Here is a 12,929-nt window from a genome sequence, read left to right as displayed (position 1 = left end):
ACGGGAACGCGATGAACAAGCAGAGAATTCTTTCCGGGCTTAGTGCGGTCTGCCTGATCGGATTGGCCAGTCCTGCATTCGCAGATGACAGCAAGACTGTGATGGAAGGCTGGGATGAAAATGGCGTATGGGAGCTGAATGCGAATGGCGAAACCGATCCGGTTTCAAGCGCACAGTTTTATTCCGAAATGCGCTGGCAGGGCGGGAAATACGCCCGAAATTATCGTCATCAGATGCTGACGGGTGATTTTACCTGTGACGGCGTCCTTGATCGCATTGCCGGATGGGTTGACCTTGATAACCCTGACGGTCCGTTTTTCGCACTGTTGTTTGTTACCAACCATGGTGCCAAAGATCGCAGTGAAATCCGTTATATTCCGTTCCAGCAGTCCGAGCAGTTCGCCCTGTGTGTCTTTGATGAAACGGCACCGCCGGTGCTGAGCTGGCAGGAAAACAGCACTGAATACATGGCCGAAGTTATGGGGGATGCGGATATGTGCAATTTCGCCATCCGCGTTGATGATTTCATGTGTGATGCGCCGCAGTTTTTCTATTCCGAAAAGCCCGATGAAAATGGCGATCACTGGATGTTCTTCAGAAACTAGTCAAAACATTCAGGTCAGAAAAAAGGCGGGTTAGAAACCCGCCTTTTTTATTTAGTCCCGCCAGATTTTCTTGCCTGATCCGGGCAGGCCATAGCGTTCCCATTTCTGATCCACACGGTCGATGATGTCATCTTCCATATAGATCTTTTCGCCCCATTCGCGGTTGGTTTCGCCGGGCAGCTTGTTGGTGGCATCAAGCCCCAGCTTGCCACCAAGTCCCGAAACAGGGGACGCGAAATCAAGGTAATCAATCGGGGTGTCTGTCACCGTGGTGATATCGCGCACCGGATCCATCCGGGTCGAGATGGCCCACATGACATCTTTCCAGTCGCGGACATCAATATCGTCATCCACGACAATGACGAATTTGGTGTACATCAACTGCCGCAGGAATGACCAGACGCCCATCATCACGCGCTTGGCGTGGCCGGCATAGGCCTTCTTCATCGAAACAACCGCGATGCGATAGCTGCATCCCTCTGGCGGCAGCCAGAAATCAACGATTTCCGGGAACTGTTGCTGCAGAAGGGGTACGAACACGTCGTTCAGTGCTTCACCCAGAACTGATGGTTCATCTGGCGGACGGCCGGTGAAGGTTGACAGATAGATCGGGTTCTTGCGCATGGTGATGGCGGTTACGGTAAAGACCGGGAAGTCTTCGACCGAGTTATAATAACCGGTGTGATCGCCATACGGCCCCTCGGGCGCATATTCATCAAGCGAGACATAGCCTTCCAGCACGATCTCAGCCGCGGCCGGTACCTTGAGCGGGACGGTTTTGCAATCGACCAGTTCGACTTTTTCGCCGCGCAGAAGACCGGCAAACTGATATTCCGACAAGGTATCAGGTACCGGGGTGACGGCGGCAAGGATCGTGCCCGGATCCGCGCCCAACACGATGGCGGCGGGAAGCGGATCACGCTTTTCCTGTTTCCAGCGCGCATGATGCTGCGCGCCACCGCGATGTTTCAGCCAGCGCATGATGGTCTTGTTTTTGCCCAACACCTGCATGCGATAGATGCCAAGGTTAAACACATCGCGCTTGTCACCGCCCTTGGTGCCTGCACTTGGCCCCTGGGTCACGACCAGCGGCCAAGTAATAAGTGGTGCGGGTTCGCCGGGCCAGCAGGACTGAACCGGTATTTTCGATAAATCGATATCATCGCCTTCGAGCACGATTTCCTGACACGGTGCCTTGGAAACCGTTTTGGGCTTCATTGCCATGACGGTCTTGGCAAGCGGCAGCATCGAAAAGGCTTCGCGGATGCTGGCGGGCGGTTCGGGCTGTTTGAGGAACGCCAGTGTTTCGCCCACTTCACGGAGTTCTTCGGGCTTGCGGTTCATGCCCGCCGCCACGCGGTCGACGGTGCCAAACAGGTTGACCAGAACCGGCATGTCGTATTTTTTGCCGTCATCGCCCACCACATTTTCAAACAGAACTGCCGGGCCACCTTCGGCCAGAAGGCGTGTCTGGATTTCTGTCATTTCAAGGTTGGGGGATACCGGTTCGGTGACGCGGACAAGGCGGCCGGACTTTTCCAGCGCTTCCATGAAGTCACGAAGGGATTGATAGGGCATGGCACCTGTCATCTAAAGCTTTGAAACCTGATTGTCTTCATACGCCGCGGAGCGAAACGGGACAACCTTGCTGTTATCAAATACGTCATTTGTAACCGGTTCGATCCATCCCTACATGATCTGACATTGCTGCGTTGCAGGGCGATGCATAATTTTGCGGTTTTGGTCAGCGCATCATTTGGTTATACATGGGCAAGGAAAAGAGTCGCGTGACCCACAGCACGCGACCTGGCAACTCACCAAAAGCATGAAGGACGCACAGATGGCCAAGTACTGGGTTATCGGGGGCACCTATCAGGATACCGGTTTCGACAAGCCGATCGGCGAAGAAACCAAGATTGGTCCGTTTGGCAGCTTCGAAGAAGCCGAACAGCAATGGTCGAAAATGGCCTGGCAGTCGGTTGATGACGCAAATTCGCGTTACCGCATTGAACGACTTGAAGAATACTGGGTTGTCGGTGGCGAGTACGAAAGCACCGACTTTGAAAACCCGGTTGGTGGCGAAGAAGAACGCCATGGCCCGTTCGCGACGTTTGGCGATGCTGAAAAAGCATGGTCGAAACTTGCCTGGCAGCATGTTGATGACTGCAACTACCGCTATCGCGTCGTAGAAGGTTAAGCCGGGCGACCAACATGTTTTCGTTATCTGATGCGCACATGATCACGGATTCCGTGTTGCGCGAGCAGGTCGAACAGCATCCACGCGCGCAGGAACTCCTGCGCGCGTTTTTGTATCCTTACCCCGCGCCAGACCACGATTTTGTGTTTCGCGGCGGAGAAGTGATACCGATGTCTGACGGTGATATCGGCCCGATTACAAGCGGACGGACACCGGTTCTGGCTGTCGGGTCAAATCGCGCGCCCTTGCAGCTCAGTCGGAAATTTACCCATCAAAACCTGTCTGACGAAATTCCGGTGACGCATGGCTGGATGATGCATCACGACATAGTCTATTCGACCCATTTAACTGGTTATGGGTCCGTTCCGGCAACATTGGCATTATCGCCCGGAACGCGTTCGCGGGTATCTGTTACCTGGCTGACCCCGCAGCAGCTTGCCCACATGCATGTCACAGAGTCCGTTCCGGCCCACTACAGCTATCAGCAACTCCAGGGCCGCGATCTTGATCTTGATTGCGGCGTGCGCCCGGATCACATCGGGATATACCAATCCGTGCGCGGGCATGTTTTTGAACGGGGCGCGGTTTATGGCCTGTCTGCGATTGAAGCTAGGGATCGTCGTTTCAAATCCCTTGAGCAATGGGAGATGATCGAACATTTCGCCAAACGCGCCGGACATCGCCATGGTCCCGGTTTTGTTTTGCGGGTGATTGACGATGTCGAATTCCGCAGATCTGTTGTTGATGTCGGCTAATTTCGATCCGGCAAGAGCTGCCAGATCCGGGTGAACTTGTTGTCGGTGTCCTCGACCGCGACATCGACGGGAACGTCGTAGGTTTCAAGTTCGTCAATGTTATGGGTGGGCGCATAGGTCCGGCCGGGGTCGGCCAGGATGACCTTGGTGCCAAGGCGGGCCTCAGTCATCAGCCACTGCAGAACGGCATTCGCCATATCCTGCTGATAGCAAACGTCGCCGGCAAAAATCACATCCCAGCGCTTTTGCGGGGCCGAGGTGCCAACAAGGTTTTCGGTCGTGGTCGGGACTTCAACGCCATTATGTTTGGCGTTCAGGCGGGTCGCGGTGATCGCCACCGGATCAATGTCGTTGGCGAGGATCTCGGCAGCCTCGGCCTGCACACAGGCAATTGCCTGCATGCCACCGCCACAGGCGAAATCAAGCACCCGCTTGCCGCGCACCAGTTCCGGGTGATCAAGGATATAGCGCGTGATTGCCTGCCCACCCGGCCATGCAAAGGCCCAATAGGGTGGGGGGATATCGAGTACACCCAGCATATCCTCGGTCGCCTGCCAAAGCGGGGTGATATGGGTCGCCAGATACATTTCGATTTCCGGTGCCAGCGGCACACGGGCGGGTACGGTAAAGGTTTCGATCAGATCGGCAAATTGCGGATCATCGACATCGGGCACCAGTGCGTCGGCAAAGACATTGTCGCTCATTCAGCGGCTTACCTTAAAAAAGGGGAATTGGTCACGCGTTCGCAATCAGATGTGAAATCACAATTGCCAAGAGCACCAGCAATCCGTAATCGCGGTTGGATTTAAAGCGCTTCAGGCAATTGGCTGCGTCATCAAGTTTGACGGTGGCAACCTGCCATCCAAGATGAATGCCAGCAAGCCCCAGCAAGACAAAATAAGACCAGTGCAAACCAGCCAGCATGCCTGAAATGCCAAGCAGAAGGGTGGTCATGGTATAGAACCCCTTCGCCCATTTCGGCGTCGCATCGCCCAGACGCAGTGCCAAGGATTTCAGGCCGATCTTGGCATCATCATCCTTGTCCTGATGGGCATAAATGGTGTCATAGCCAAGTGTCCAGAAAAAGCCTGCCGCATACATGGCAATGGCGGCGGGTTCGACGGTGCCGGTCACCGCCGCCCACCCGACAAGGGCCCCCCAGTTAAAGGCAAGGCCAAGGCAGGCCTGCGGCCAATAGGTGACGCGCTTCATGAACGGATAGGTGATGATAATCGGGATCGAACAGATGCCGACAATGATTGCCTCGATGCGGAACTGCACCAGAATGCCAAGTCCAAGCAACATCATGAAGCCAAGGAACAGCAAAGCCTGCCAGACCTTGACCTGACCACTTGGCAGGGGGCGGGTGGTGGTGCGTTCGACCTGACCATCAAAATTGCGATCTGCCAGATCGTTGATCACGCAACCAGCCCCGCGCATGATCACGGCCCCAACGCCGAACAGGGCCATCATGATGACGATCTGTTTGGTGGTGACGGCATCAGTTAACCCGCCTGCCATGGCGGTAGACCACCAACAGGGCAGCAACAACAGCCATGTGCCAATCGGGCGATCAAGGCGCAGAAGTTTCAGATAGGGCCGCACAGCTTCGGGCATGAAACGATCTATCCACCCGTCCTGTGGCATATCGTTTTTGCTATTCTGTATTGGCTGGTTGACCTGTGTCATAATTGGCCTATCTGATGAAAAACTTTTGTAAAATGCCGTAAAACGGCTTTGGGGACCTTTATGACCGCAGATGCCACGCGTGCCCGCCAACGCCTTTTCGTTCGTGATCCTATCACGGCTGATAGTGAAATCGAACTTGCGCCCGAACAGTCTCATTACCTCGAACATGTCATGCGCCTCAAGCCCGGAACGCCGGTAAAAATTTTTAACGGTCTGGATGGTGAGTGGCTTGGCACGATCAACGAGCTCCGCAAAAAGAAAGGCAGTGTTACGGCCGAACGACGATTGCGTGAGCAGGGCAATGAAGTCGGGCCGACTCTTGTCTTTGCACCGATCAAAAAACAACGTCTTGATTTCCTGATTGAAAAGTCGGTCGAGCTTGGGGTTGAAAGATTGCAACCTGTCATCACCCAGCATGGCATCACCGACAAGGTTCGCCTTGATCGGTTGCAGTCACAGGTTATCGAGGCCGCAGAACAATGCGAACGCCTGACTGTGCCTGAGGTTTGCGAACCTGTGCGTCTTTTGGACTGGGTCGCAAATCTGGCAGAAAACCACCATCTGCTATTTTGTGATGAAACAGGATCGGGGTCACCAATTGGTGAAGTGCTAAGTCAGCTATTGGCAAAGGGCGCTGGCTCGGTTATCGACAATATCAATGTTGTTAACCATGCAATCGTGATTGGACCCGAGGGCGGCTTTAGCGCCGACGAACTTGAACGTATCCGCAAACAGCCTTTTGCAACGCCTGTAAGTCTCGGTCCGCGTATCCTGCGTGCCGAAACGGCCGCAATCGCAGCTTTGACCGTATTTCAGGATCGTATCGGCGATTGGTCGCACCGACCCGTTGCGAGAGATTAGGGGAAGCCCTTATGACTGTCAGCGCCTCCACTGGTGACAGCCCGGTAATTGAAAGCCGGCGCCAGCTTGTCGAATGGTTCGAGTCCGGCTCTACGCCAAAAAAAGACTGGGCCATCGGCACCGAACACGAAAAATTCGCCTATACCCGCGATGATCTTCGCCCCATTCCCTATGAAGGGGAACGCAGCGTCAAAACCCTTCTTACCGCCTTGGCCGAGCATTATGACTGGGAGCCGATCGTTGAGAACGGCAATGTCATTGCGCTTACCAAGGACAAATGTTCCGTATCGCTTGAACCGGGCGGCCAGATCGAGCTTTCCGGTGCGCCACTGAAAAACATTCACCAGACCTGTGGTGAAGTGCACACGCATCTGCACGAAGTGCGCGAAATTTGTGATGGCATCGGCATTGATATGCTCGGCGTTGGTCACAATCCGAAATGGAAGCGTGAAGACATTCCGTGGATGCCCAAGGGGCGCTACGGCATCATGAAAAACTACATGCCCAAGGTCGGAAACCTTGGTCTGGACATGATGCTTCGGACCTCGACCATTCAGGTCAATCTGGATTTCAGCTCAGAAGCCGACATGGTCAAGAAGTTCAAGACGTCGCTTGCCCTTCAGCCGGTGGCTACTGCCCTGTTTGCCGCATCCCCGTTTGTTGATGGCAAACCAAGCGGTTTCCTGTCGGCACGTTCGAACGTCTGGACGGATACTGACCCGGATCGCTGCGGCATGCTGCCCTTTGTGTTCGAAGACGGTTTTGGCTTTGAACGCTATGTTGACTACATGCTCGATGTGCCGATGTATTTCGTCTATCGCGATGGCAAATACATCGATGCAGCCGGCAAGTCGTTCCGTGATTTCATGGATGGCAAACTGGATGTCCTGCCGGGCGAACGTCCGACCATGAATGACTGGTCAGATCACATGACCACGGCCTTCCCGGAAGTGCGTCTTAAGAAGTTTCTTGAAATGCGTGGTGCCGATGGTGGCCCGTGGAAACGCATCTGTGCGCTGCCTGCCCTTTGGGTTGGTCTGCTTTATGATGATGCCGCCCTTGATGCCGCCTGGGATCTGGTAAAGGACCTGTCAGTGGCCGAGCGCGAAGCGCTGCGCAATGAAGTTCCGCGCACGGCGCTTGCCACCCCGTTCAAGAACGGCACGGTTCAGGACCTGTCCAAGGAAGTTCTGGCCATTGCCCGTCAGGGGCTGCAAAACCGTGGTCGCATGGATGGCTATGGCGATGACGAAAGCCACTTCCTTGATAGCCTTGATGACGTTGCCGAAAGCGGCCGGACACTGGCTGAGGAATTCCTTGATAAGTATGAAACCGAATGGAACGGATCGGTTGATCCGCTGTTCAAGGAATATGCCTATTAAGGCGTTGGCCATATCAATATCAAGGGCAGTGTTCGCACTGCCCTTTTTTGTGCGTGAACTTGAATAAAAGAAGGTTCTGGACGATGACCGTTAAAACCAATCACTGTGAGACCATGTCCGATGTTCGCGCCAATGTGGACAGGATTGACAGGCTTCTGGTGGCATTGATGGCCGAACGGCTCAATTACATAGAACAGGCTGCACGCATCAAGCCGTCCCGCGATGCCGTGCGTGATGAGGACCGTATCGAAGACGTGATCGCCAAAGTAAAGGCGCAATGCCGGATTGACGGATTTGACGAGGACATGGCCGATCGCATGTGGCGCGCGATGATGGAAGATTTTATCGCCCATGAGTTCGTGAAATGGGATGGCCTGCGCAGCTAGGCCGCGCAGGTTCCGCATCCAACATCACTGTGCAGCCTGACCAAGCCGGGCTTGGGCGGCAAACCATTGTTCGATGGCTTTGACCTGATCAGGCTGCATCCCAAGGCCAAGTTTGGTTCTGCGCCACAGAACATCTTCTGCGCAACACACCCATTCCTTGGCTCTCAGATAGTAGAGTTCGGCTTCATACAGGTTCGGGGCGATTTCTGTGCCCAGATCGCGCAGCGACCTGGCCGCGCCGATAATCGTTGAAATCGCCGTGCCGTAACTTCGCACCAGACGATAAAGCAACGTGTCTGGCAACCAGTCATAGGTTGCCTTGGCCGTGGCAAGGAATGCATCGAAATCACCGTCTGGCATATCGCCACCGGGAAGGATGGCATTTGCCGTCCAGTCCTTGGCATCGTTGCCCAGAACCGGGGCCAGTTTCTGCATCGCATGTTCGGCCAGCCTGCGATAGGTGGTGATCTTGCCGCCATAGATCGACAGGATCGGGGCGGAGCTTTCGGTATCGCCGGTATCAAGATCAAACACGTAATCGCGGGTTACCGCCGACGCATTATCGTTCTTGTCATCATAAAGCGGGCGCACACCGGAATAGTCCCAGACCACGTCGTTGCGGCTGCGTGGTTTGGCCAGATAGCCATTCACCAGATCAAGCAGATAGTCGATTTCCTGATCGCTGATTTCGACCTGTGCCGGATCGCCGGTATAGGCAACATCGGTCGTGCCGATCAGGGTGTAGTCCTGCTGATAGGGGATGGCAAAGGCAATGCGGCCATCGCTGTTTTGGAAGATATAGCAATGATCATGGTCATGAATGCGCGGCACGACAATGTGGCTGCCCTTGACCAGTCGAAGACCGGCAGCCTTTTTGCCAAGTCCGGCATTTTCGACCATTTCGGTCACCCACGGGCCTGCGGCATTGACCACCGCTTTGGCCTGAACCGATTGCGGGGAACCATCGGGCCCGATCAACTCGGCATTCCAGTGATCTTGATGACGCATCAGTGACGCGCATTTGGTTCGGGTTTGGATTTCAGCGCCATGGGCCTGTGCGTCTTGGGCGTTTAGAACCACAAGCCTGGCATCATCCACCCAGCAATCGGAATAGGAAAAGCCGCCAGCGTAATCGGATTTCAATGGTTCGCCTTCGGGCGTGCCCTTGAAGGAAACGGCACGTGATCCGGGCAGGCGTTTGCGCCTTGCCAGATGATCATAAAGGAACAACCCAGCGCGCAGCATCCATTTCGGACGCAGGCCCCTGTGATGGGGCAGGACAAAGGTCAAAGGCCAGATGATATGTGGGGCAGCAGCCAACAGAACTTCGCGTTCCTGAAGTGCTTCACGCACCAGACGGAACTCGTAATGTTCAAGATATCGAAGGCCGCCATGGATGAGTTTGGTCGAGGAAGAAGAGGTGGCCGAGGCAAGGTCGCGCTGTTCGACCAAAAGAACAGAAAGCCCGCGACCGGCGGCATCACGGGCAATACCAGCCCCGTTGATGCCGCCGCCAACGACCAGAAGGTCGTATGTTTTGGTCACGTCAGATCACCTTTTTGCGCAGGTAAGCTGAAATGGCTTCGCCAATAATGACCAGACCAATGATTGCAAGAAGGATCGTGGCAACCGTTTGCCATGCAAAGGTATCAATCGCGCCCTGAAGGATGATGCCGATACCGCCAGCACCGACCAGCCCCAGAACCGTACTTTCACGCAGGTTGATGTCCCAGCGCAGGATGGATACGGCAAAGAAGGTCGGCATGACTTGCGGAATGACGCCATAGACCAGAATCTTGAAACGCGATGCGCCAACAGATTCCAGTGCCTCGATCGGGGCACGGTCGATTTCCTCGATTGCTTCGCCCAGCAATTTGCCAAGGAAGCCAAGGGACCGGAAAACAATTGCCAGAATACCGGCCAGAACACCCGGTCCGAACACGGCAACAAACAGCAGCGCCCAGATAATGGTGTTGACCGAACGCGACGACACCAGAATGAACCGGCCAAGCCACAGGGTTGCGCGGTTCGGTGTGGTGTTTTGTGCCGCAATCAGGGCAATCGGCAAGGACATGAACACTGCAAAGAAGGTCGCAATCGTTGCGATATTGACGGTTTCCAGAAGCGTCCATGCGATATCCTGCCAGCCTTCAAGCGATGGCGGGAACATTCGGGCAAACAGATCGCCCATCTGTTCCGGTGCATCCCAAAGCCAAGGCCAGATGATGTTGATCGTGGACAAGGACCAGACAACAGCGAGTGCGACCAGTGCGGTCAGGCCATAGCGCCGCCAGCGTTCCTTGGTGGTATAGCGGGACCATTCGCGGTTGGCGATTGCTTCCGGTCCGGTAGGTTGGGTGGTGGCTACCATAGGTTCCTCCTGATCCGGCCGCTGATGGCCTCGCTGACAAGAATTACACCGATGATGCAAAGGGTAATCGCCAGCGCAAAGTCATAGTCATAACGCCCAAAGGCATTAAGAAGGGTCGAACCGATACCGCCTGCACCAACGATGCCCACAATGGCAGAGGCGCGCAGGTTGCTATCAAGCTGATAGATGGAAAGACCGATCTGACGGGGCATGATTTGCGGGATCACGGCATACAGAAGGGTGACAAATGTCGCCCCGCCGGCAGCGCGGATCGCCTCGACCTGGCCCCAGTCGATTTCCTCGATCCGTTCGGCCAGCATTTTGGCAACGAACCCGATGGAATAGACCGTCAGCGTCAGGATACCCGCCAGCGGGCCAAAGCCGACAGCTTTGACAAACAGGATCGCGACAATGACCGGATGGAAGGAACGGGCAACAATGATGACACCACGCCCGATGGTATAAAGCCATTTTGGCGCGATGTTCGATGCCGATGCAAAGGCAATCGGAACGCTTAACGCCAGACCAAGCAGGGTGGAAACGATGGCGATCTTGATGCTTTCCATGAAGCCGTCAAACAGCAGCTCGCCACGGATGAAGCTGGGCGGGAAGGCGCCCTTGAAGATACGGATCGCACGCGGGACACCATCCTGAATGCGCTCCCAGTCGAATGGCAGGGATGTTAATGCCCACCATACATAGGCCGCAACCGCCACCAGAATCCCCCAGCGCAACACAGGGTTTGCGATGAAGGGGGGCTTCTTCCAGGTGCGGCCCGTTGGTTGAACGGTGCTGCTCATCGTGCCGCGACCTCGCGCAGGTGGTTGCTGCTTTCAGCGCCGCCGCGTTCCTCGGCCGGGACACCAGCATAAATTTCATCCATCGCGTCATTGTTCAGGTCGACCGGCTCGCCGTCGAAAATGATGCGGCCAAAGCGCATGCCAACGATCCGCTGCGTGTATTCCTTGGCTTCGTTGACGTTATGAATGTTGATCAGAACCGGCAGGTGCAGCTCGGATGCGAGCGCGCGCAGCAGATCCATGATCTGACGTGATGTTTTCGGATCAAGCGATGCGGTCGGTTCATCGGCCAGCAGGATTTCAGGTTCCTGCATCAGGGCGCGGACCACACCAACACGCTGGCGTTCACCACCGGAAAGTTCATCAGCACGTTTGTCGGCATAATGGGCGATACCGACGCGTTCCATCAAATGAAAGGCGCGATCAATGTCTTCCTGCGGGTATTTGCGCGTCACAGCGCGCCATGCCGGAAGATAGCCCAGACGACCGGACTGGACGTTTTCCATCACCGTCAAACGGTCAATCAGGTTAAAGCCCTGAAACACCATACCAATGCGGCGACGTGCCAAACGCAGCGCCTTGCCTTCAAGCTTGGTCAATTCAGTGCCATTAAGTTCGATAGAGCCCGAAGACGGTTCCACAAGGCGGTTGATACAGCGCAGCAGGGTACTTTTACCCGCGCCTGACGCACCAATGATGGAAACAACACTTTCGCCCGGGACTTCAAGGTTCAGGTTCTTCAACACTGCCTTTTCGTCGCCATAGCGTTTTACAAGTTCTTTGATACGCAGCATTGCGTTACCCCGAATAAAATGGGTGGCACAGGGCCTGCAAAAGCAGGCCCTGCATCGTTCGGTTCGATTGAATGGTCGGGAATTACTTCAGGTTGTCCGGGGTGTATTTCACACCGTTGGCAGCCTGAATTTCACGAATAACCGCCCAGTCATCCTTGTAGGTGATCGGCAGGAACTTCGAGACACCCTTGAACTCTTCACCAAGGGCGGTGCCCTTCATGTCGAAGGTAAAGAAGGCTTCCTTGATCTTTTCGACCAGTTCCGGCTTCAGGTTGTGGGCATAGTTGAACGAAGTGGTCGGGAAAGGCTTGCTTTCATAGATGATTTTGACTTCGTTCGGATCATAAAGATCGCGCTGGGCCATACGTTCGACAACTTCAGACGCGACCGGGGCTGCGTCATAGTCACCGGCAACAACGCCCAGGATCGACTGATCATGCGAACCGGAATAGACAACTTCGTAATCCTGTTCCGGAACGATGCCCTGACCCGGAAGCAGTGCACGCGGTGCAAGGTTGCCCGAGTTCGAGGTCGGCGAGGTATGGGCAACGCGTTTGCCTTTGAGGTCTTCAACCGTGTCGATGCCGCTGTCGGTGCGGGTGTAAAGCTGAAGCGTGTAACCAAAGCGGCCATCATCCGCACCCATCAGCGCGAACGGAACTGCACCGGCAAGGTTAACAGCAAACGGGGTCGGGCCGGTCGAGAAGCCAGCAACGTGCAGACGGCCTGAACGCATGGCTTCGACTTCTGCCGAGTTCGACTGAACAGCAAAGAAGTGAACGTCTTTGCCGGTAACATCTTCAAGATGCTGCAGGAACGGGTCCCAGATGTCGGCATAAACAGCCGGATCTTCGACCGGGGTATATGCAAAGACAAGGGTGTCCGGGTCAACGAGCTGATCCGCTGCCGGGGCATCGGCAACAAGGTCGCCGTCCATGTCGCAATACATCGGATCAAGATCGCCGCGCGCGATGCAGTCATCTGCGGCGGCCGCCGGGGTGGAAGCCATGCCAACCATGCCGATTGCGGCAAGGAGGGTGCTAAGCTTTAAACTTTCGGTTTTTTTCGGAATTGAAAACACTGTTTTCG

General features: G+C 55.2%; 14 protein-coding genes. 6 read left to right on the top strand and 8 right to left on the bottom strand.

The window, feature by feature from the left end; genetic code table 11:
- Nucleotides 1-605: hypothetical protein (locus B2R48_RS13630; RefSeq protein ID WP_349676147.1), on the top strand; the 605-nt coding region annotated here is incomplete at its 5' end.
- 51 nt (nt 606-656) lie between these two features.
- On the opposite strand, the gene B2R48_RS13625 is transcribed toward B2R48_RS13630, so the two are convergent.
- Entirely contained in the window at nt 657-2,183 is a 1,527-nt protein-coding gene (locus tag B2R48_RS13625; protein ID WP_297001349.1) for a UbiD family decarboxylase, read from the bottom strand.
- A 262-nt stretch (nt 2,184-2,445) separates the two neighbouring features.
- On the opposite strand from B2R48_RS13625, the gene B2R48_RS13620 reads away from it, so the two are divergent.
- On the top strand, nt 2,446-2,802 hold the full coding sequence (locus B2R48_RS13620) for a DUF4170 domain-containing protein (RefSeq protein ID WP_062953954.1): 357 nt from the start codon (nt 2,446-2,448) through the stop codon (nt 2,800-2,802).
- Between the two features lie 14 nt (nt 2,803-2,816).
- Nucleotides 2,817-3,557, top strand: coding sequence for a hypothetical protein (locus B2R48_RS13615; RefSeq protein ID WP_297001346.1), 741 nt, complete (start codon nt 2,817-2,819; stop codon nt 3,555-3,557).
- On the opposite strand, the gene B2R48_RS13610 is transcribed toward B2R48_RS13615, so the two are convergent.
- Together B2R48_RS13610 and ubiA are read right to left on the bottom strand one after the other, a co-directional pair.
- Nucleotides 3,554-4,261 carry a class I SAM-dependent methyltransferase gene (locus B2R48_RS13610; protein ID WP_297001343.1) on the bottom strand — a complete coding sequence of 236 codons (708 nt, stop codon included), beginning with the start codon at nt 4,259-4,261 and terminating at the stop codon, nt 3,554-3,556. The genes B2R48_RS13615 and B2R48_RS13610 overlap by 4 nt on opposite strands.
- Before the next feature lie 31 nt (nt 4,262-4,292).
- Nucleotides 4,293-5,246, bottom strand: a complete 954-nt coding sequence (gene ubiA / locus B2R48_RS13605; RefSeq protein ID WP_297001340.1) for a 4-hydroxybenzoate octaprenyltransferase — start codon at nt 5,244-5,246, stop codon at nt 4,293-4,295.
- Nucleotides 5,247-5,306: 60 nt separating this feature from the next.
- On the opposite strand from ubiA, the gene B2R48_RS13600 reads away from it, so the two are divergent.
- The 3 genes from B2R48_RS13600 (at nt 5,307) to B2R48_RS13590 (ending at nt 7,875) form a co-directional block, all read left to right on the top strand.
- Complete coding sequence (locus B2R48_RS13600; RefSeq protein ID WP_297001338.1) at nt 5,307-6,107, top strand: 16S rRNA (uracil(1498)-N(3))-methyltransferase; 801 nt, start codon at nt 5,307-5,309, stop codon at nt 6,105-6,107.
- Nucleotides 6,108-6,118: 11 nt separating this feature from the next.
- The gene (locus B2R48_RS13595) at nt 6,119-7,489 is read left to right on the top strand and encodes a glutamate--cysteine ligase (RefSeq protein ID WP_297001336.1); all 1,371 of its coding nucleotides are present in this window, start codon (nt 6,119-6,121) and stop codon (nt 7,487-7,489) included.
- Between the two features lie 83 nt (nt 7,490-7,572).
- Complete coding sequence (locus B2R48_RS13590; protein ID WP_297001333.1) at nt 7,573-7,875, top strand: chorismate mutase; 303 nt, start codon at nt 7,573-7,575, stop codon at nt 7,873-7,875.
- A 24-nt stretch (nt 7,876-7,899) separates the two neighbouring features.
- Here B2R48_RS13590 and glpD read toward each other — a convergent pair whose 3' ends face one another.
- The 5 genes from glpD to phnD all read right to left on the bottom strand — a co-directional run bounded on the left by glpD (nt 7,900) and on the right by phnD (nt 12,921).
- Entirely contained in the window at nt 7,900-9,420 is a 1,521-nt protein-coding gene (gene glpD / locus B2R48_RS13585; protein ID WP_297001330.1) for a glycerol-3-phosphate dehydrogenase, read from the bottom strand.
- Between the two features lies 1 nt (nt 9,421).
- A complete protein-coding gene (gene phnE / locus B2R48_RS13580) occupies nt 9,422-10,246 on the bottom strand; it encodes a phosphonate ABC transporter, permease protein PhnE (protein WP_062953914.1) in 825 nt (274 codons plus the stop codon).
- Nucleotides 10,240-11,046 carry a phosphonate ABC transporter, permease protein PhnE gene (gene phnE / locus B2R48_RS13575; protein ID WP_062953915.1) on the bottom strand — a complete coding sequence of 269 codons (807 nt, stop codon included), beginning with the start codon at nt 11,044-11,046 and terminating at the stop codon, nt 10,240-10,242. Before phnE (B2R48_RS13575) ends, phnE (B2R48_RS13580) begins: the two co-directional genes overlap by 7 nt.
- Nucleotides 11,043-11,840: a phosphonate ABC transporter ATP-binding protein gene (phnC, locus tag B2R48_RS13570; RefSeq protein ID WP_062953916.1), complete on the bottom strand. Its 798-nt coding sequence runs from the start codon at nt 11,838-11,840 to the stop codon at nt 11,043-11,045. The genes phnE (B2R48_RS13575) and phnC overlap by 4 nt, the downstream gene beginning before the upstream one ends.
- Nucleotides 11,841-11,922: 82 nt before the next feature.
- A complete protein-coding gene (gene phnD / locus B2R48_RS13565) occupies nt 11,923-12,921 on the bottom strand; it encodes a phosphate/phosphite/phosphonate ABC transporter substrate-binding protein (protein WP_084271950.1) in 999 nt (332 codons plus the stop codon).
- Between the last annotated feature and the right edge of the window lie 8 nt (nt 12,922-12,929).

The sequence above is a fragment of the Thalassospira sp. UBA848 genome (genome assembly GCF_002295455.1).
In the GTDB taxonomy this organism is placed as follows: Bacteria; Pseudomonadota; Alphaproteobacteria; order Rhodospirillales; family Thalassospiraceae; genus Thalassospira.
This window is presented reverse-complemented; position numbering and strand designations above follow the sequence as displayed.